Origin of the sequence: Cryobacterium sp. Y29 (assembly GCF_002929825.1) — a bacterium.
Taxonomy (GTDB): domain Bacteria; phylum Actinomycetota; class Actinomycetes; order Actinomycetales; family Microbacteriaceae; genus Cryobacterium.
Map to the genome: position 1 here is coordinate 87,934 of NZ_PJJN01000034.1, position 19,183 is coordinate 107,116.

Annotated in this window: 21 protein-coding genes and 1 pseudogene; 8 read left to right on the plus strand and 14 right to left on the minus strand. The window is 64.6% G+C overall.

The window, feature by feature from the left end:
• Positions 1–22 precede the first annotated feature (22 nt).
• The 4 genes from CXY74_RS10655 to CXY74_RS10670 are packed head-to-tail and all read left to right on the plus strand — an operon-like array spanning position 23 to position 3,977.
• Complete coding sequence (locus CXY74_RS10655; protein ID WP_104200417.1) at positions 23–1,288, plus strand: branched-chain amino acid ABC transporter permease; 1,266 nt, start codon at positions 23–25, stop codon at positions 1,286–1,288.
• Positions 1,289–1,296: 8 nt separating this feature from the next.
• Entirely contained in the window at positions 1,297–2,277 is a 981-nt protein-coding gene (locus CXY74_RS10660) for a branched-chain amino acid ABC transporter permease (protein ID WP_104198424.1), read from the plus strand.
• A 25-nt stretch (positions 2,278–2,302) separates the two neighbouring features.
• On the plus strand, positions 2,303–3,223 hold the full coding sequence (locus CXY74_RS10665; RefSeq protein ID WP_174722213.1) for an ABC transporter ATP-binding protein: 921 nt from the start codon (positions 2,303–2,305) through the stop codon (positions 3,221–3,223).
• Complete coding sequence (locus CXY74_RS10670) at positions 3,210–3,977, plus strand: ABC transporter ATP-binding protein (RefSeq protein ID WP_104127893.1); 768 nt, start codon at positions 3,210–3,212, stop codon at positions 3,975–3,977. Before CXY74_RS10665 ends, CXY74_RS10670 begins: the two co-directional genes overlap by 14 nt.
• A gap of 130 nt (positions 3,978–4,107) precedes the next feature.
• Here the strand turns inward: CXY74_RS10670 and CXY74_RS10675 are convergent, their stop codons facing one another.
• The gene (locus tag CXY74_RS10675) at positions 4,108–4,581 is read right to left on the minus strand and encodes a MarR family winged helix-turn-helix transcriptional regulator (protein WP_104200419.1); all 474 of its coding nucleotides are present in this window, start codon (positions 4,579–4,581) and stop codon (positions 4,108–4,110) included.
• Positions 4,582–4,638: 57 nt separating this feature from the next.
• Here CXY74_RS10675 and CXY74_RS10680 point away from each other — a divergent pair, with 57 nt between their 5' ends.
• Both CXY74_RS10680 and CXY74_RS10685 read left to right on the plus strand, forming a co-directional pair.
• Positions 4,639–5,448 carry a tryptophan-rich sensory protein gene (locus tag CXY74_RS10680; RefSeq protein WP_104200420.1) on the plus strand — a complete coding sequence of 270 codons (810 nt, stop codon included), beginning with the start codon at positions 4,639–4,641 and terminating at the stop codon, positions 5,446–5,448.
• Positions 5,445–7,094 (plus strand): MFS transporter, encoded by a 1,650-nt coding sequence (locus tag CXY74_RS10685; protein ID WP_104200421.1) that lies wholly within the window; start codon positions 5,445–5,447, stop codon positions 7,092–7,094. Before CXY74_RS10680 ends, CXY74_RS10685 begins: the two co-directional genes overlap by 4 nt.
• 133 nt (positions 7,095–7,227) lie before the next feature.
• On the opposite strand, the gene CXY74_RS10690 is transcribed toward CXY74_RS10685, so the two are convergent.
• The 4 genes from CXY74_RS10690 to groES all read right to left on the minus strand — a co-directional run bounded on the left by CXY74_RS10690 (position 7,228) and on the right by groES (position 10,810).
• On the minus strand, positions 7,228–8,532 hold the full coding sequence (locus tag CXY74_RS10690; RefSeq protein WP_104200422.1) for an ABC transporter substrate-binding protein: 1,305 nt from the start codon (positions 8,530–8,532) through the stop codon (positions 7,228–7,230).
• A 126-nt stretch (positions 8,533–8,658) separates the two neighbouring features.
• Positions 8,659–9,384 (minus strand): ABC transporter substrate-binding protein, encoded by a 726-nt coding sequence (locus CXY74_RS10695; protein ID WP_104200423.1) that lies wholly within the window; start codon positions 9,382–9,384, stop codon positions 8,659–8,661.
• Positions 9,385–9,470: 86 nt separating this feature from the next.
• Entirely contained in the window at positions 9,471–10,415 is a 945-nt protein-coding gene (rarD, locus tag CXY74_RS10700) for an EamA family transporter RarD (protein WP_104200424.1), read from the minus strand.
• 98 nt (positions 10,416–10,513) lie between these two features.
• On the minus strand, positions 10,514–10,810 hold the full coding sequence (gene groES, locus CXY74_RS10705) for a co-chaperone GroES (RefSeq protein ID WP_092107311.1): 297 nt from the start codon (positions 10,808–10,810) through the stop codon (positions 10,514–10,516).
• A 126-nt stretch (positions 10,811–10,936) separates the two neighbouring features.
• Here groES and CXY74_RS10710 point away from each other — a divergent pair, with 126 nt between their 5' ends.
• Positions 10,937–12,142: a class I SAM-dependent methyltransferase gene (locus tag CXY74_RS10710; RefSeq protein WP_104200425.1), complete on the plus strand. Its 1,206-nt coding sequence runs from the start codon at positions 10,937–10,939 to the stop codon at positions 12,140–12,142.
• 83 nt (positions 12,143–12,225) lie between these two features.
• On the opposite strand, the gene CXY74_RS10715 is transcribed toward CXY74_RS10710, so the two are convergent.
• The 7 genes from CXY74_RS10715 to CXY74_RS10745 all read right to left on the minus strand — a co-directional run bounded on the left by CXY74_RS10715 (position 12,226) and on the right by CXY74_RS10745 (position 17,435).
• Positions 12,226–12,627 (minus strand): hypothetical protein, encoded by a 402-nt coding sequence (locus tag CXY74_RS10715; protein ID WP_104200426.1) that lies wholly within the window; start codon positions 12,625–12,627, stop codon positions 12,226–12,228.
• Between the two features lie 102 nt (positions 12,628–12,729).
• On the minus strand, positions 12,730–13,287 hold the full coding sequence (locus tag CXY74_RS10720; protein ID WP_104200427.1) for a DUF4190 domain-containing protein: 558 nt from the start codon (positions 13,285–13,287) through the stop codon (positions 12,730–12,732).
• An 84-nt stretch (positions 13,288–13,371) separates the two neighbouring features.
• Positions 13,372–14,457 (minus strand): tRNA (adenosine(37)-N6)-threonylcarbamoyltransferase complex transferase subunit TsaD, encoded by a 1,086-nt coding sequence (gene tsaD / locus CXY74_RS10725; RefSeq protein ID WP_104200563.1) that lies wholly within the window; start codon positions 14,455–14,457, stop codon positions 13,372–13,374.
• Positions 14,458–14,462: 5 nt separating this feature from the next.
• On the minus strand, positions 14,463–14,960 hold the full coding sequence (gene rimI, locus CXY74_RS10730; RefSeq protein WP_104200428.1) for a ribosomal protein S18-alanine N-acetyltransferase: 498 nt from the start codon (positions 14,958–14,960) through the stop codon (positions 14,463–14,465).
• Positions 14,957–15,592 (minus strand): tRNA (adenosine(37)-N6)-threonylcarbamoyltransferase complex dimerization subunit type 1 TsaB, encoded by a 636-nt coding sequence (tsaB, locus tag CXY74_RS10735; protein ID WP_104200429.1) that lies wholly within the window; start codon positions 15,590–15,592, stop codon positions 14,957–14,959. The genes rimI and tsaB overlap by 4 nt, the downstream gene beginning before the upstream one ends.
• A gap of 55 nt (positions 15,593–15,647) precedes the next feature.
• On the minus strand, positions 15,648–16,415 hold the full coding sequence (locus CXY74_RS10740) for a sulfite exporter TauE/SafE family protein (RefSeq protein WP_104200430.1): 768 nt from the start codon (positions 16,413–16,415) through the stop codon (positions 15,648–15,650).
• On the minus strand, positions 16,416–17,435 hold the full coding sequence (locus CXY74_RS10745) for a zinc-binding dehydrogenase (RefSeq protein ID WP_199183205.1): 1,020 nt from the start codon (positions 17,433–17,435) through the stop codon (positions 16,416–16,418).
• A 268-nt stretch (positions 17,436–17,703) separates the two neighbouring features.
• On the opposite strand from CXY74_RS10745, the gene CXY74_RS10750 reads away from it, so the two are divergent.
• Positions 17,704–18,054: an HAD family hydrolase gene (locus CXY74_RS10750; RefSeq protein WP_104200431.1), complete on the plus strand. Its 351-nt coding sequence runs from the start codon at positions 17,704–17,706 to the stop codon at positions 18,052–18,054.
• Here the strand turns inward: CXY74_RS10750 and CXY74_RS18390 are convergent.
• Positions 18,014–18,774, minus strand: a pseudogene (locus CXY74_RS18390) (enoyl-CoA hydratase/isomerase family protein). The gene CXY74_RS10750 and the pseudogene CXY74_RS18390 sit on opposite strands and share 41 nt — an antisense overlap.
• Positions 18,771–19,172, minus strand: coding sequence for a CoA transferase (locus CXY74_RS18225; protein ID WP_255409532.1), 402 nt, complete (start codon positions 19,170–19,172; stop codon positions 18,771–18,773). Before CXY74_RS18225 ends, CXY74_RS18390 begins: the two are co-directional and overlap by 4 nt.
• Positions 19,173–19,183: the final 11 nt, after the last annotated feature.

Below are 19,183 nucleotides of genomic sequence, written 5' to 3' on the forward strand. Positions count from 1 at the left end.
GGCTCAGAGATACCTACCCAGAATGCTGGTCATTCTGTTCGTAACACTCCTCGCAGCCCTGTCCATGGCTACGTTCTCGGCGGGCAGCGCGCACGCCGACGAGGTAGGCACCGAGTACGACTTCACTCTCTCGGGCAACGTGAAGTTCAATGGTGAGGCCCTTGACGGTGTGGCCATCGCCGTCGACGGCAACGGCTACACAGCCGACACCGTGACGGATGCCGCCGGCAAGTGGGCGATCGGCGTTCCCGAGAAGGGCGCCTACGAGGTAACCCTCGACGAGGAAACCCTGCCGAAGGGTGTCGTCGTCGCCAAGGGAGGTAACGTAATCGATACGGAATTCGGCCTAACCGATCGTAAATCGGTCAACTTCTTCCTCGGTGAAGGCACCCGCAACACGGTAAGTTTCTTCGATCAGTTCGTTAACCGGTTCGTGAACGGTTTGAACTTCGGCCTGCTGCTCGCGCTCGCGGCGATCGGGGTGTCGCTGATCTTCGGCACCACCGGCCTGAGCAACTTCGCGCACGCCGAGATGATCACCTTTGGCGCCCTGATGACTCTGGTCTTCTCGGTCAGCCTCGGGCTACCGATCTGGCTCGCCATTCTGATCGCCATCGCGCTCAGCGGCGTGCTGGGGTACGGCCTCGATGCGGTGATCTGGAAACCGTTGCGCCGCAAGGGCGTGGCCGTGATCCCCCTCATGATCGTGAGCATCGGCCTGTCGCTCGCCCTGCGCTACCTGTACCAGTATTTTTTCGGCGGCAGCACGAGTCAGCTCCCCGGGGCCGGAATGACCGACCTGAAGTTCGGTCCGATCTCGTTGTCTCCGATTGACCTGGCCAGTATGGGCATCAGCATCGTGGTGCTGCTCGCCGTGGCTTTCTTTTTGCTGCGCACCCGCATCGGCAAAGCCACTCGCGCCGTCTCTGATAACCCGAGCCTGGCGTCGGCGAGCGGCATTGACGTCGATAACGTCATTCGCATCGTCTGGGTGGTCGGAGCCGCGCTGGCCGGGCTCAGCGGCGTCTTATGGGCCTACTTTCGCCCAGGCGTCAGCTGGGACATGGGATTCCAGATGCTGCTTCTCGTCTTCGCCGCGGTGACCCTCGGCGGTCTCGGTACGGCCTTTGGAGCCCTCGTCGGTTCCCTCATCGTCGGGCTCTTCGTTGAGCTATCGACGCTCTGGCTTCCGTCCGACATGAAAGTCGTCGGCGCCCTTGTTATTTTGATCCTGGTATTGCTGTTTCGACCGCAAGGCATTTTGGGTCGTAAAGAAAGAATTGGTTAGGGGTTCACATGGACTGGGGAGCAATCTTTAGCAACGCAGCCGTCGAGCTGATCAGCCCGACCACTGCCGCCTACGCACTCGCCGCCCTCGGGCTCGCCGTGCACTTCGGTTACACCGGCCTGCTGAACTTCGGCCAGGCCGGGTTCATGGCTCTCGGAGCCTACGGCTACGCGATCTCGATTCTGACCTTCGGGTTTCCCGTCTGGGGCGCTTTTCTGGTCGGCGTCGGCGCGTCCGTTATCTTTGCGTTGATTTTGGGGATTCCCACGCTGCGACTGCGCGCCGACTACCTCGCGATCGTCACAATTGCTGCCGCCGAGATCGTGCGGCTGTTGTTCACGACCAACACCTACGCCTCCGTCACGGGGTCGGCCAACGGGCTGAGTGGCTACAAGAACGAGTTCGCGGCCCTCAACCCGCTCGCCGACGGTACCTACGGTTTCGGCCCTTTCACGAATAACGCCTATGACACCTGGCTGCGGATCGTGGCCTGGTCCATCGTGATTCTTGCGGCGTTGCTGGTCTGGCAGATCATGCGGAGCCCCTGGGGCCGCGTCATCAAGGGCATCCGGGAAGACGAAGACGCCGTACGCGCCCTCGGTAAGAACGTCTACGCCTACAAAATGCAATCCCTTATTTTCGGTGGCGTACTTGGCACTATCGCCGGAATGATCTTTGCCCTGCCGCGGGCGGTTGTTCCGTCGAACTATCAGACCACGCTGACCTTTTTCATCTACGCCATTCTTTTGCTCGGCGGTGCCGCGACAGTGCTCGGTCCGATCATCGGTTCGATGATTTTCTGGGTGCTGTTGTCGTTCTTCTCTGGCTTCGTCGCCCGGGCTGTGGAAGCGGGCTGGTTGCCGTTCATGACGTCTATCCAAGGCGGCCAACTGCGCTTCATCCTCGTCGGAGTGGCAATCATGTTGATAGTCATCTTCAGACCGCAAGGCATCTTCGGCAATAAAAAGGAGTTGGCTTTTGTCCGCTAACGCTGTTCCTCAGGCGGCGGCTCCGCTGGAGCCGCCCGTTCCCACCAAGAAGCCGGTCAAAACGACCGGCCTGCACATCGGCGAGGCCGCACCAGGCTGCGCGAAGGTCGATCCAATTCTCGTCGTCGATAACGTGCGGCGTACCTTCGGCGGCCTCACCGCCGTTGATGTCGCCCACGTCGAGGTTCCGCGCGGCGCGATCACCGCGCTGATCGGCCCGAACGGCGCCGGCAAGACGACCCTGTTCAACTTGCTGACCGGTTTCGACAAGCCCGACGGCGGCAAGTGGACCTTTGACGGCCGTTCCCTCGCCGGCGTTCCCGCGTATAAGGTCGCCCGCATGGGGCAGATTCGCACATTCCAACTCACCAAAGCCCTCGGGCTGCTGACCGTCATGGACAACATGCTCCTCGGCGCCAAAGGTCAGACCGGCGAGAACATGTTCCGGGCCCTGATGCCGTTCCTCTGGCGCAACCAGGAGGAGGAGAACCGGGCGAAAGCGCTCGACCTGCTCACCAGGTTCAAGCTCGACACCAAGAAAAACGACTACGCGGCGAGCCTCTCCGGCGGGCAGCGCAAGCTTCTTGAAATGGCCCGGGCGCTCATGAGCGACCCGACTCTGGTGATGCTCGACGAACCGATGGCCGGCGTCAACCCCGCACTGACCCAATCGCTGCTCGATCACATTCTCAACCTCAAGTCCCAGGGCATGACCGTTCTGTTCGTCGAGCACGACATGCACATGGTGCGCCACATCGCCGACTGGGTGATCGTGATGGCCGAGGGCAAGGTTGTCGCGGAGGGAGACCCGCACGAGGTCATGCAGAACCCAGCCGTGATCGACGCCTACCTGGGGCAGCACCACGACGAAGACATTGGGGTAGACCCCGATGCCGAGACCGAGCACGTGTCAGCCATAAAGGAGTTGCTCGATGACGAACGCTAACCCGCTGGCCGTGCCGGCTCCAACCGAGACCCGCGACGCTGTCGTCGAGGTCAAGAACGTCACCGCCGGTTACGTGACCGGTGTGAACATTCTCAACTCCTGTTCACTCACCGCCTACGACGGTGAGCTCATCGGCATCATCGGCCCGAACGGTGCCGGCAAGTCGACGCTGCTCAAGTCGATCTTCGGCCAGGTCAAGGTGCGCGACGGCGAAATTCTGCTGCGCGGCAACAACATCACCAACCTCAAGGCCAACAAGCTGGTCGCGCAGGGCGTCGGTTTCGTGCCACAAAACAACAACGTGTTTCCCACCCTGACCATTCGCGAAAACCTCGAGATGGGCATATTTCAAAAGCCCAAGGGGCTCGTCGAACGACTCGAATTCGTCACCGAGATCTTTCCCGAGCTTCGTAAGCGCATGTCCCAACGCGCGGGATCGCTCTCGGGTGGGGAACGCCAGATGGTCGCCATGAGCCGTGCGCTCATGATGGGTCCACACGTGCTGCTGCTCGACGAACCGAGCGCCGGCCTCTCCCCGGTACGCCAGGACGAAGCATTCCTGCGGGTGAAGGAGATCAACAAGGCCGGCGTGACCACGATCATGGTCGAGCAGAACGCACGTCGTTGCCTGCAGATCTGCGACCGCGGCTATGTGCTCGATCAGGGCCGGGATGCGTACACCGGCACCGGACGTGAGCTTTTGAATGACCCCAAGGTGATCGGCCTGTACCTGGGAACCCTCGGGCAGGACTAGAGCATGACTCCAAACCGGCGGGGTCGGGGTCCGGGCGGAGTCATCCGCCGCGCCATCGCGATCTGGTTGGAGCCGTGAGGAGACACGCTTTGGCGGGGTGCCCCGGTTGCCAGGTGTCGGACGGCCCGGGTCACCAGCGGCGAGCTGAGGAGGCGGAGATGATCGTGAGCAGCGCGTCACGCATCGCATCCACGTTCTCGAGCTCGGGAAAGAGGTCGGCCTCGAGCGTGCGGGACTTCTCCCAGACGGCGGCGCCGGCATCCGTTCTGACCACGGAGTGTCGTCGGGCGTCGCGCTCGTCCCGGGTGCGCTCGACGTAGCCCTCGCGCTCGAGTCGTTCGAGGGTGCGGGACATGGTCTGCGCCTGCACGCGGGCGGCATGTGCGAGTTCGGTCTGGCTGAGCGGCCCCGGGCCGAGCAGGTGCAGTACGATCATGCCGGCGTGGGTGAGTCCCAGCTGATCCAGCGCCTCCACCCAGGCGTGTTCGACCAGCCGCGCGGCGGTCGAAAGCAGGCGTCCGGTCGGCCAGCAGGCCAGGGACTCCTGCACGGGCGCCGGTCTCGGCTCCTGCTCCGCTGGGGGTTCCGGATCAGGTGTAGTCATGCCCCTAATCTAGTGCTAGCGTCAACTAATCAGCTAGCTGACTAGTAGGAGACTGAGATGAAACTAAGCAGCGATCGTCTGCGCCAGACCGTGGTGCTGGCCAGTGCGATCCTGGCCATCATGGGATCGTTCATCGGTTCGGGCGCCGCCGGTGGAACCCCGATCCAGAACGCGTCGGGCGGGGCCCTGGCCGCCGATGCGACCTTGATCGCCCCCGCCGGCCCGGCATTTGGCATCTGGACGTTGATCTACCTCGGCCTCATCGCCTACGCCATCTGGCAGTTCCTGCCGGCGCAGACAACGGATGCCCGGCAGCGCGCCCTTGGCTACCCGGTCGCCGCGTCGCTGGTCCTGAACGCGGCCTGGATCCTCAGCATCCAATTCGATCTGCTCGTACTCAGCGTCCCCGTGATCGTGCTGCTCCTGGCCGTGCTTGTCCGGGCGTTCCAGCTCACCGTCGCCTCGCGGCCGAAGGACCTGGTCGAGACGATCGTCGCCGACGGCACGATCGGCCTGTACCTGGGCTGGGTCAGCATCGCCACCGCGGCGAACGTGACGGCCGTGCTCGTCGCCAGCGGCTTCGGCGGCTTCGGCATCAGCGCGGATGTCTGGGCAGTCGGGGTGATCGCGGTGGCCGGTCTGGTCGGCGTACTGATCGCTTTCTCCGGGCGTGGCCGGCTCGCCCCCTCCGCGTCCCTCTGCTGGGGACTCGCCTGGGTCGCCGTCGCCCGCCTCACCGGAACCCTTCTCTCGACCCCGACCGCGATCGCGGCCCTCGTCGCGGTGATTGTCATTCTCACCATCACCATCACCATTCGCATCCGAAGCTCCTCGCCCACATCAAAGCGAGGACTGGTACCCGCATGACCAGCACCGCCCCCTCGGCCCGCCGCCGCTGGGCCGGCCTCGTCTTCATCAGCGTCGCGGTCGCCCTGATCATCGTCGACTCCACGATCATCAACGTCGCCATCCCCTCGATCGTGGACGACCTGGGCATCACATCGACCCAGGTGCAGTGGGTGCAGGAGAGCTACACGCTCGTCTTCGCCGCGCTCCTGCTCGTGTTCGGCACGCTCGCCGACCGCTTCGGGCGCCGCCGCCTCCTAGTGCTCGGCGTGATCGTCTTCGCCACGGCGTCCGTCTTCGCCGCGTTCTCCCAGTCGGGCGACCTGCTGATCCTGTCCCGGCTGATCCAGGGCGTCGGCGGCGCGATGGTGCTGCCGACCACCCTGTCGATCATCAACGCCACCTTCCGTGGCCGGGACCGCGGCATCGCGTTCGCGATCTGGGGCTCGACCATCGGTGGCATGGTGGCCGTCGGCCCGCTGCTCGGCGGCTGGCTCACCACCTACTTCTCCTGGCGCTGGGCGTTCGGCATCAACGTGCCCCTCGGCATCGTCATCATCATCGGCGTGCTGGTCTACGTGGTCGAATCCCGGGATGCCGGGGAGCCTCGACGCCTCGACGTGGTCGGCGCCATCCTCTCGGTCATCACCAGCGCCTCGCTCGTCTTCGGGCTGATCGAGGGCCGCACCTACGGCTGGTGGCTCACCAACAACGCCCCGACGGTCGGCGACTGGACCTGGCCGTACTCATGGTCGGTTATCCCGTTCGTCTTCCTGCTCACCATCGTTTGCGGGATCGCCTTCGTCTCCTGGGGGCGCTACCGGCAGCGGGCCGGCCAGACCACCCTGCTCGCCTTCTCCCTGTTCGCTATCCCCTCGTTCCGCAACGGTAACATCGCCGCCATGATCGTGTCGCTCGGCGAATTCGGCATCATCCTCTCGCTGCCGCTCTGGTTGCAGAACGTGCTCGGCTATGACGCCCTGCAGACCGGTTTCGTGCTGCTCGCCCTCGCGGTGGGATCGTTCGTGGCCAGCGGGCTCTCGGGCGCGTTCGGCAACAAGACCTCGCCGGAGACGATCGTGCGCCTGGGCATCGTCGCGGAAATCATCGGTGTCACCGGGCTCGGCATCGTCATCACCGCGGAAGCCACCTGGCTATCGGTCGTGCCGTTCCTGTTCGTCTACGGGATCGGCGTCGGCCTGGCCACCGCGCAACTGACCGGCGTGGTGCTCAAGGACGTCCCTGTGGCGCAGAGCGGCCAGGGCTCCGGCACCTCCAGCACCGCCCGGCAGATCGGGTCCGCGCTCGGAATCGCGGTGCTCGGCACGGTGCTGTTCACCGCGGTCGGCGCATCGCTCGACGCGAAGTTGTCCTCCGTGCCGGGCTTACCGGCCCAGACCCAGACCCAGATCGTCGACGCGGTCGTGAACAGTGCCGGCTCCGCAATTCCGGCTCTCGAGGCGCAGAGCCCGGCTGTGGCGGATGCCGCGCGGGAGGCCTTCAGCGACGGTACCCGGTACTCGGCCTTCGCCGCGGCCGGGTTTCACGTACTCGGCTTCCTGGCGACGCTGCGGCTCTCCGGAACGGCGCCGCACCACGAGCAGCGCGAAGAAGAAGCGGCCGGCGCAAGCGTCACCGCCGCCCGGACGTCGGAAGAGCCGGTCTAGGGCCTGTTTCTCATAGCCTGGCGAGGGTTCTTGGCAGAAATTCTGGCATATGTCTCGTACTGGCATGGTGACGCCCGCGCGCATGGAGAAGGGCCCCGGCAGAACCCGGGGCCCTTCAGGTCAGGCAGTCGAGCTAGTTGGTGCGGGAGTACTTGTTTTCTGCATCGAACTTGTAGATGCCGATGGTTGCACCGGTGGGGTCGCCGTTCTCATCAAACGTGATCGGACCAGAGAAGCCGTCATAGTCGACTTGCTCACCGGCCTTGAGCGCTGCAGCAGCGGCCTTGAAGTCGGTGACCTTGGTGCCATCGCCGGTTCCGCCGGAGACCTGACGCAGATAGCTCGCAATCGACTTACCCGTCACGTCCTGGCCCGCGTAGGCGGCCAGGGCGATCAGAACGACAGCGTCATACGACTCGGCAGCATAGCTGAAGTCGGTCAGCTGCGGGTCGATTTCGAGCAGGCGCTTGGTGAAGTCACCGAGCGATGCGGTATCGAGGCCTGGCAACGTGCCTTGGGCACCTTCGATGAGGCCGGCCGCGAAGTCGGCGCTGTAGTCGGAGACGTTTCCGTCGACGAGGTACAGCTTGTCGCCCGCGAAGCCCGAGGCGACCAGGTCGGGAACGATGACCTTGGCCTGGTCGAACGTGATCAGGGCAATCGCGTCGGGATCCTGAGCCGTGACTTCGGCGATCTGAGCGGTGAAGTTCGGGTCGCCTTCGTTGAACAAGGCAGTCGCGACGACCTCGCCGCCGCCGGCGGTGAATGCATCACTGACGTACTTGGCCAGACCGGTTCCGTAGGCATCGTTCAGCACGATCAGGCCAAGGGTGGCGTTTCCATCGTCGGCAATCAGGTTGCCCAGCACTTCACCCTGCAGTACATCGGAGGGCGCCGTACGCCAGTACAGACCGTTATCGGCGTACGTGGTGAATGCGTCCGAGGTGTTGGCCGGGGAGAACTGCACGACACCGGCACCGGTGATTTGGTCGATCACGGTCTTGGACACACCCGATGAGGCTGCACCAACGATGGCCGAGACGTCCTGGGACAGCAGGTCGGTCACGGAGACGGTGGCGGTGTCGGTCGTGGTGTCGCCCGAGTCGCGGAAGATCGCATCGATGTTGATGCCGAGGCCAGCCGCGTTGATGTCGTTGATAGCGAGCTGAACGCCTGCTTCTTCGGGCGGGCCGAGGAAGGCCAGTCCACCACTCTGCGGGAGGATAGTGCCGATCTTCAGGGAGAGATCACGATCACCAGCCTTGACCGGCTGGAAGTCTGCAGCAGAATCCGCAGTGGGAGCTGCTGATTCCGCGGGCGCCGTAGCAGCACCATTGCTGCAGCCGGTGAGCAAGAGGGCGCTCACGCCGATGAGGGCGACACCGGTAACGAGGGTATGAACTGAGCGGGAGGCCGAGGCCTTCGCGAAAACGCTCATGTTGCTCCTTGATTGATAAAGGGGGTAAGACTGGTCAGCCGATTGACTGCCGTGGTGTCAGAGTAAGCAATCAAAGGCCCGGAAACCTACCCCTTCATGGGAGAACTTGGTAAAGCGACCAAATCGTTACGAACGGCGGCCGGTCATCCCTTGATAATCGATGATCTGGTTCTGCGTCAGGGCAAAAACACACTCTCCCCAGGACGCGCACACGGCGGTTCCCGAAACCACCCGGGGCCAGCCCGCTTCGAGCGAGGCGCCACCATCGTCCGCGGTGATGACGAAGGCCAGGGCTGCCGTGGTGACCCCGTCATAGGCTTCCGCACCGCCAGCCGTGGCCGTCAGCCCTGGGTCGGCGGTCTTCAGCCGGGCAGTGAACTCCTCGTCGGCGGCAAGCGCGGTTCCCCCGTTGGCAAAGTCGATGAGGGCCACGATGGCGGTGTTGCCAGCAAAACTGTCAACATCCTCTGGCAGTGCTGTCGTTGCGTCCCACAGCACCAGGTCGACGCCGCGCGCCGTGAGGTCGGCGTAGGCGGCGGCGAGGTCGCCGTCGGAGTTGCGGTGGATGAGCTGCACGGGATGGGTGGGAGTGGTCTGGTCGGCGAGGATGTCGCGCACGGCGATTTCGGTGCCGGCTACCTGGGCCGCGCCGCTCGCGGCATTTTCACCGGTCATGGGAAACAGCGTGCCGATGCTCAGCGTGCCGTCGCCGGTCGGGCTAGTGCTGACGACCGGAGTTGGGATCGTGGTCGACGTGGTCGACGTGGTCGACGTGGCCGTCGGCGCAGCAGCACAGCCGGTCAGGGCCAGGGCAAGCAGAAAAAATACGGCGATCGTGGGGCGATGGGGCATGTGGATCCTCAAGTACTGAACTGAACTGGGCTGACGCGTGCGAGCTGACGGTTCAACGTATCGGCTGGCCGGCCCGTTCTTTGGGGCTAGGCGACTTCACGGATGCTGCGCCGGGGACTGCGACCGGAAGCCACCATGTCAACCGTCAAAATGATCAGGGCCACCCAGACCAGACCGAAGCCGACCCAGCGTTCGAACGGCATTGCCTCGTTCAGAATGAACACGCCCACGAGGAACTGGAGCACCGGCGCCACGAATTGAATGAGCCCGAGCACGGTCAGCGGCAGCCGCCGCGCGGCCGCGGCGAACAGCAGCAGCGGCACCGCAGTGATGATCCCGGCCGCGAGCAGGCTGGCGGTGTGCCAGGGCGACACCGTGCCGAAGGTGATTCCGGAGAGTCCCGAGACGACAACGAGTTGCACGACGGCGACCGGAGCCAGCCACGCGGTCTCCAGGGTGAGGCCGGTGACGGCATCCACGCTCGGACCGACGCTCTTTTTGATCAGACCGTACAGCCCGAAGGAAAATGCGAGAATGAGCGAGATCCACGGCAGGGAACCGTATCCGACGGCGAGAACGACGACGGCGAGACAGCTGACGACAATGGCCACCCACTGCAGCCGGCGCAAATTTTCCCGCAGCACGAAAACGCCGAGCAACACGGTCACGATCGGATTGATGAAGTAGCCCAAGGCCGCTTCGACGACGTGTCCGGTGGTCGCGGCGATCACGTAGGTCTGCCAGTTGATGAAAATGAAGACCCCGGCCAGGCCCATGGTCCACACCAGGCGCCGCTGCCGCAGTGCCCGCCCGAGCACCGTCCAGGTGCGGGTGACCGTGATGATCAGAGCGCAGAAGACGAGCGAAAACAGCACCCGCCAGGCCACGATTTCAAACGCGCCGGAGGGCGCGAGCAGTAGAAAGTAGAGCGGCAGCATACCCCAGAGGGCGTAGGAGAGACCACCGAAGATGAGGCCGGTACGGTACGTGGAATGAGCTGTCGTGCGGTCCGATGCGGCAGCATCCGTCATGGTCTTCTCCTGCGGAACAAAAGTACACAAACAAAAACTCCCGAACAGCAATGCTATTCGGGAGCTTCAGTCTAGAGACTAGGAGCGAAGAGAACTACCTAGCGTACGACGACGGCGAGCACGTCGCGAGCGGAGAGAACCAGCAGGTCATCGCCACCGAACTTGACCTCGGTTCCACCGTACTTGGAGTAGATCACCTTGTCGCCGACGGCGATGTCGAGGGGGACGCGGTTGCCGTTGTCGTCAATGCGGCCGGGGCCGACTGCAACAACTTCGCCCTCCTGGGGCTTTTCCTTCGCGGTGTCAGGAATGACCAGACCTGATGCGGTGGTCTGCTCGGCGTCGACCTGCTTGATGACGATGCGATCCTCGAGCGGCTTGATGGAGACCGACACGGTTGACCTCTTTCTAAGATTTGGGTTAGCAGACTCCCAGCGAGAGTGCCAAGTGAAGTTTAGGGGGGTTCTGGCACTCACGCAACGTGAGTGCCAGATGGGGGGTCATTTTGCTAACCTTGCAGCATGGATCGAACCGAACTCGTTGAGCTGCTTTCCCCCGCGAGTTTGCGACTGCTGGACTCCCTACCGCCGTATGACAGCCACGGCGACGTGCTGAAGCTCGTGAGCGATCTGCGCAAGGCCGGACACCCATCCGACGTCGTGTCGGCCGTGCTCAACCAGTCCCGGCTTCGGGCGAAGGCCACCGTCAAGTTTGGTGAATTCGCCGAGCGGATGCTGTTCACGGAGGCTGGCCTGGAGCAGGCGACACGATTGCGGGTCGCCGCACTGCACGCCGGTCGGTTCGCCGGGCTCAGCACAGCCCTGGGCCACCCGCCGCGGGTCGCCGACCTCGGCTGCGGCATCGGCGGCGACGCTATGGCTCTCGCCGCCCTGGACGTTTCGGTCGTCGCCATCGACGCCGACGAGGTCACGGCGACCGTCGCGAGCTTCAACCTCGCACCGTTTCCCAACGCTTCTGCCCTGCAGGCCGACGCGGAGACGTTCGACCTCAGCGATGTCGACGCGGTCTGGCTCGACCCGGCCCGCCGCACGAGTGGACACAGCAACACGACGCGGCTGACCCGCTCCGAGGACTACTCCCCCTCACTCGACTTCGCGTATCTCCTGGCCAGCCGCTTGCCGCTCGGGATGAAGCTCGGCCCCGGTCACGACCGCGACCTGATTCCCGTCGACGCCGAGGCCCAGTGGGTGTCGGTGGATGGCCAGCTGGTGGAAATGGGGCTGTGGTTTGGCGCACTCGCGCGCACCGGCATCCGTCGATCGGCTCTGCTCTTGACTCCCGACGGCACGCACGAACTGACTGCCCCCGAAGACAGTGCAGACGTCGAAGCGGGCAGCCTGGGAAATTACGTATATGAACCCGATGGCGCGGTGATTCGGGCGCGGCTGATCGGTGATCTGGCCCGCTCGCTGGACGCGCATATGGTGAGCGAGGGCATCGCCTACCTGACCAACGACAGGCTCACTCCAACACCATTCGCGAGTGCGTTCCGGGTGCTCGAGACTCTGCCCTTCGACGAAAAGAAGCTGCGTTTGGCGCTGCTTCAGCGACGGATCGGTACCCTCGAAATCAAAAAACGCGGCGTCGACGTGGATCCGGCGACGTTGCGCACCCGACTCAAGCTCAAGGGGCCCGAGTCGGCGACCTTGATTCTGACGCGGGCGGCCGGGCATCGCGTTGCGCTGCTCGTGGAGCGCGTGCGCTAGCTGGCGAGCTTGCTGCCCAACTGCGACAGTTCTCGGCGGGTACGCGTTTTCGAGCGAATGTCCAAAGTTCGGTACGGACCGCCCTAGAGCAGGGGCAGCACGGTCTGACTGATAATGACGACCCATCCGGCCGCGAGAAGAACGCCAACGAGACCACTGACGAGACCACTGAGCCAGAGAGTGCGCGCCCGGTTCTCGGTGGTGCGCGCGATCAGCGCGAGGGTGATCGCGATGAGCGCTGGCGGCAGACCGAACACACCGATCACTCCCAAGCCGATCCCGGCCAGGCCACAACCCATGGCGGCGATCGAGAGCCGGCGGCGGCCGGTGATGCGCTCCACCTCCGCTTCGGTGTAGATGTACGGCACGAACTCGGTGGGAGCGGTCACGGTGGACGCCCAGTCGAGCTGGCTGCCCGGCGGCGCGGGAGCACGCGTATAGCCCAGCTGCGCCGAGGCGTCATCGTGCTGGTGGGGTGTCGTCATGGGTGTCCTCTGGCCGCGAACCGCGAGCAACGAAACGCTGGGATCAACCCGTAGTCGGTCGAAACGTGCCGAGCGGCCCCGGACGGGGCCAATGCTGCGTCGCTATCTGTAATAGCCCGCGCCCGTGGAGGCTGCGGCAATCACGAAAGCGATCGTGATAATGGTGAAAATGGTGCCGCCGAGCAGTCCGGCGTAGCCGAGGATGGTTCCCCAGAGAGCAAGCCCGCGTCCCTTTTCGCCGGTTTTCTTGATCTGGCTCAGGGCGATGTGGCCGGTGACGATGCCGACGACCGAGACGAGGAGGATCGAGGTAACGAGCGAGATGATCGACAGAACGTTGTACTTGTCCTGCGGGTTTTGCTGGCCGTACGGATTCTGGCCATAGGCCGGCGGCTGGCCATACGCGGCTGGCTGGCCGTAACCCGGAGCCTGGCCATATCCCGGCGCTTCCTGACCTCCCGTTGCCGGGTAGCTTGGCGCCGCCGGGTAGGCCGGAGCGGCCGGAGTTTCGTCAGCGGGGGGCACGCTGGCACCGCTCGGTCTGGAGCTCGTCGGGTCACTACCGGTCGGGTCACTACCGGTCGGGTCACTACCGGTCGGGGCGCTACTCGTCGGGCCGTTGCTCGTCGGATTGGCGGGGGGCTGGGTGGGATCAGACATCTGCGGTCTCCTCTGTGCTAAAAGTTCAGGGTCGCTCGACCAGAATATCGCGTGAGCCTGCGAGTCGGTGACTTCCGGGGCAGATCAGACCTGAATCTGGTCGACCGGCAGGGTAGAGTCGGCGCCGAATTCCAGCGTTGAAGGTTCACTTCCGGCCATGATGAGCTGCGCGCCCAGGGCTGCAATCATGGCGCCGTTGTCGGTGCACAGAGAGAGAGGCGGGATGCGCAAGGCGATGCCGGCGGCATCCGTTCTTTCGGTGGCTATTTGGCGCAGCCGCTGGTTAGCGATGACACCGCCGCCGAGCAGCAGCCGAGGCACGCCGTAGTCGGCGCAGGCGGCGAGAGCCTTGGTGAGCAGAATGTCGACGACCGCCTCGCGAAAACTCGCCGCAACGTCGGCCGTGGGCACCGGTTCGCCGGCATCCTGACGCTGTTCCACGAAGCGGGCGACCGAGGTTTTCAGCCCCGAAAAGGAGAAATCGTAGCGGTGCGCGGCCATGTCCTTGGGCTGGCTGAGACCGCGCGGAAAGCGAATGGCCTTCGGGTTGCCGTCAGCGGCGACTCGGTCGATCTGCGGTCCGCCGGGGTAGGGCAGCGAGAGCAGCCGGGCCACCTTGTCGAAGGCTTCGCCAGCGGCATCATCGATGGTCTCGCCGAGCAGTTCGACGTCGCTGACCAGGTCGCGCACCAGCAGCAGCGAGGTATGCCCGCCGGAGACCAGCAGCGCGATCGTCGGGTACTCGAGCGGGACTGCGTCGCTGGTGTCGGTCCTGCTGGTAGGAATGGAACGATGCAGCAGGTCGGCCCCGACGTGGCCAACCAAGTGGTTGACCGCGTAGATCGGCTTATCAAGCGCAACGGCGAGCGCCTTCGCAGCGCCGACACCGACCATCAGGGCGCCGGAGAGTCCGGGCCCGCAGGTGACGGCGATGGCATCAAGATCGTGCAGGCGGATGCCGGCCTCCGCGATGGCCGCGTTGATGGCCGGCACCAGTTCATCGAGGTGCGCGCGGGCCGCGATCTCAGGCACGACGCCGCCATAGCGGGCGTGCTCGTCCATCGAGCTCGCGATGGTATTGGACAGCAGGGTGGTTCCGCGCACGATGCCGATGCCGGTTTCGTCGCAGGAGGTCTCGATGCCGAGCACGAGGGGATCGGTGCGGTTCATAATCGTCATGGGAACTCCACGGCTACTAGCATTGATTCCAATTCGGGAATATTCAGGCGCATGACGATAGCGTCGATATTGTCTGGCTGGTAATAACCGCGGCGCACCCCCACGTCAAGGAATCCGAGGCGCTCGTACAGGCGCTGAGCACCCGGATTATCGGCGCGAACCTCGAGAAAGATCAGCCGGGCGCCGCGTTTGCGAGCTTCGCTGATGAGCGCCTCCATGAGTGCACGGCCGAGTCCGTGTCCGCGGGCCGAGTCGGCGACGGCGATGGTCTGGATGTCGCCTTCTGTGGCGCCACGGGGAGCGAGCAGTCCGGCATAGGCTTCGATCGTGCCCGGGGAATCCGGCGAGAAAGCCACGAGGTAGTAGCAGGCCGGGTCTCCAAGATCGCGCAGCATCATGGGCGCCGACCAGGCATCGTTCTCAAAAATGGTCGTCTCGAGGTGCATGATGGCAACCAGGTCGGCTTCGTGCGCGCGCCGCAGCTGCCAGGTCATCGGCTGACCCGCTTGGGACCGTTCGACAACGTGACATCGGGTGAGCGCAAGTACAGCGGCGCATTGGCCGCGAAAGGGCGGTGGTGGGCGAAGCTCAGCTCGGCCACCAGTCCGAGATCTCCAGCCGCCACCGTGGCGGCGTCGATTCGGGGCCACAGCGCGTGCAACCAGGTCGGGTCGTCGAGTTCGGCCGGTTTGGCGAGGCCGGGCACCCCGACGCGTACTGGCAGACCCACGGCATCCGCTTGGGAATAGGCGCTCCAGTAGATTTCGCGGCGGCGGGCGTCGGTCACGACGACGAGCGGGCCGCTGTGTCCACGGCGGTAGTGGCCGTAGGCGATGGCATCGTGGCTGATGACCGGTACGAGCGGTTTGCCGGCGCCGAGGGCGAAGACACGGGCCGAGGCGATGCCGACGCGTAGGCCGGTGAACGGGCCGGGGCCCATGCCGCCGACCACGCCGGAAAGTGCAGCGGGCGCGATATCCGCTTCCCGCAGACACTCGAGAATGAACGGGCCGACGATTTCGGCGTGGCGCATCGTGTCGGCCTCACCGCGTTCGGCGATCACACCCCGGGTGAGGTCGACGACGGCAACGCTCGTGCCAGCAGAGGTATCAATGGCGAGTAGCACCCGTTCAGCCTAGCTTTGATGGGGCAAGCGTTTTGCGCGCCGGGCGCTGGTGTGATCAGGTCAGAAAGAGCACGGTGGCGGCCGTTAGTGCAACGACGACGAGGATCGTGCGCAACACCGGGGCCGAGAGACGCCGACCGATGCGGGCGCCGATCCAGCCGCCGAAGGCTGACCCCACGCCGATCAACAGAGCGATCACCCAGTCCACGGTTCCGCTCGAGATGAAAATGATCGCCGACACGAGGTTGGCCATGCCGGCCAGAACGTTCTTGGCTCCGTTTGCCCGGTGCATATCGGTGGACCAGAGGATTCCCAACAGGGCAAGGAGCACCACGCCCTGGGCCGCTCCAAAATATCCACCGTACACACCCGTACCGAGAATGCCGAGTACCAAACCGAACGTGATCGGGCGGGTGTCGGTGGTGGTGCCTTCGGGCGCTTTGCGCCGAACGTACCGTGCCACTTTGGGCTGCACCGCCGAGAGCATGGCGGCCAACAGTAGGAGGAACGGAACGACCACCGAGAAGGCCTCCTCCGGCAGGATCAGCAGCAGCAAACCGCCGGTCACCCCACCGACAGCCGAAAACACGGCCATCCAGGCCACCGGTCGCCACTGTGACTTGAGTTCCCGCCGGTAACCGTAGGCACCTGCGACCGACCCGGGAACCAGACCAACGGTGTTCGACACGTTCGCGGTGATCGGCGGGACGCCCAGGGCTAGCAGTGTAGGAAAAGTGATCAGGGTCCCCGCGCCGGCGACCACGTTGATGATGCCAGCGGCAATGCCGGCGACCAGAATGATCGCGCCTTCAAGAAGAGTCATTTAGTGAGATTTTCCAGTGTTCGAATTCTCGGCGGCCGCGTCGCCGACGGCGAGCACAATCTTGCCGAGGGAGGAGTTGGTGCGCATCAGAGCCTGGGCCGCGTCGGCCTCGGTCCACGGCATGATTCGGTCGATGAGCGGTCGAAGAGCCACTGCGTCGAGGTCGACGTCAGCACGCAGTGCGGTGACGAGGTCGATTTTGTCTGGCGTGGAGCGGGTGCGAAAGGTGACCCCGTACAGGGCGAGTCGCTTGTACGCGAGCATTTCCAGATCGAGAGTGCCCACGCTGCCGCCGAGTCGCCCCACCCCGATGATGCGGCCCGCGATGGCGGCCGAGCGGATGTTGTCGGCCAGGCATGGTCCGCCGACATGGTCGACGATGACGTCGGCACCGTGCCCATCGGTCAACGCCAGCACCCGGTCGGCGAAGCCGTCATCGCCGACGACGATCACCTGGTCGGCCCCGACCGAACGGATCAGCGTGGTCATACTCTCCGAACGGGTGGTACCGATCACGAGCCCGGCGCCGAGGTATTTCGCCAGCTGAACACACTGCAAGCCGACAGAGGACGCTGCGGCATGAACCAGCACGGTCTCACCGGGCTGCAACCGACCGTGGGTGCGCAGTGCATTGTGTTCGGTCAGGAGGCCGAGAACCGCCGCGGCCCCCTCGGCGTAACTCCACGCGTCGGGAATCGGAATGGGCAGGTCGGCATCGACGATGATGTGCTCGCTGAGCCCCCCGCCGACGATGGTCATGACGCGATCGCCAACCCGCAGCGAGGTGACGTCGGAACCGATCTCGACCACCTCGCCGGCCGCGTCGAGTCCGACCACCGGCGGCGGGGTTCCCGGTACCCCCGGCTCATGGGTTCCGGAGCGTTGGGCCAGGTCTGCCCGATTCACCGATGCCGCGTGCACGAGGATGCGCACGTCTCGAGGCCCTGGTACCGGTACGGCGCGTTCACGCAGCATCAGTTGTGGTCCGTCGATCCCCTGTTCAACCAGAATCGCTTGCATCAGAGGAAGTGTCCTTTCGTTCTGACTCGCCAAAGCAGCGGAGGTGCAAAATATTCGGTTCGTTTGATTATGGCTCAGGCATCGGGCGTTCAAAAATTCGGCCGCGGGTAACAGACACGGCCATGGCATCCGTTTGACTTGTCACCATAACGTGGGTAAGACAAAGTGGACTAATCAGTTACTCACTTTTGATTCCGCGGCGTTGCGGACACTCGAGTCATAGTGCTCCCGAGTCTTCTCGCCAGGCTCAAGAGATCAGCAATGAAAATTGGTCTGGGTCTGGAACAACGTGGACACGGCCGTGTTCGCCCGCACGCGAGCGGCGCGGTTCTTCGAGCCGGAGCACGTCTTCACCTCGGAACGGCTCGGCGTCTACAAGCCCTATCCGGCCATCTACGAGCGGGCGAGAGACGCGTGTTCTGCCCTGGTGCACGTCGCCAGCTCGGCCCGGGACGTGCGCGGAGCACTGGAATCCGGCATCCGGGTGATTCGCCTGCGTCGGCCCGGCCACGAGCTCGACCCGACCGGCCCGGTTCCCGGTCAGGAAGCCGCGAGCCTGGCCGACCTCGAGACCTTGCTTAGGGCGTGTGGTGCAGAAAAGAGCTCACCCGTCGGCTGAATTCCTCGGGGTCGGAGGCGAGGCCCATCGGCGCTCGACGCGCCGGCTCCGCTACCGGCCGCAATCCGAGGTCGACGGCGGCCTTGGCCGCGCGCAGGGATGCGGCTGAGACGGCGCCCCACGCGGCCAGCAGTTCGGCGAGTGCTGCATCAATGGCGTGGTCAGCAACGAGGGTCGTGACCAGGCCGAGCCGCTCGGCTCGCTGCGCGGTCAGCAGCTGGGTGTCGAAAAGCACAGCCTTGGCGCGGGACGGCCCCACGCGCAGTGACAGTCGGTTGGCGAATGACGCGGGCGCCAGAATCCCCAGGCGCGCAATCGGCATGCCCAGCCTGGCCGTGCTGCTGACCAGCTGCAGATCACAGCACAGGGCCAGCTGGCAGCCGCCGCCGGCGCCGTGCCCTCCACGACGGCTACCGTCGGCATCGGCAGATCCTCCACCGCCTGCAACGCTGCTTCAATCGCGGCGAAGCTCACACTGACGTCGTCAGCGGATGCCGCCTCCCACTCCCGCAGGTCGTTGCCGGCGCAGAACATGGGCCCGTTTCCGCGCACGACGACGGCGCGCAGTTCCGGTCGCAGCGCGAGCGATCTGGCCACCACTTCCAGCTCCCGCCAGCCATCGATCCCGAGGGCGTTGAATCGCGCCCCCGTTCCGATGCTGATCGTGGCCACCGTGCCGTTTTCGGACAGCGTCACTATCTCTTCACGTGTGCGGGTCATGCAACCGCACCGGTCTCTCGTAACGACTGGATTCTCTCGGCACTGAAGCCGGCACCCAGCAGCACGTCATCGGTGTGTTGTCCGAGTAGCGGCGGAGCGGTCCGTACGGCGACCGGAGTGCGGGTCAGCCGAATCGGACAATTGATTTGGGCAAGAGCACCGATCGACGGATGCTGCACCTCGGTCACCATGCCCCGAGCGACGACCTGGGGATCGACCAGAGCCTCGTCGACCGACTGGATCGGACCGACCGGCACGCCGGCCAGATCGAGCAGCCGCACCCATTCGGCGGTGCTGCGTGCAGCCAGAAGCGGTTCCAGAATGAAGATGAGCTCCTCGCGATTTTCCACCCGCAGGGGTTGCTGCAGAACCGTGGATCCTCGGCCAGTCCCGGGCATTCCACCGCCGC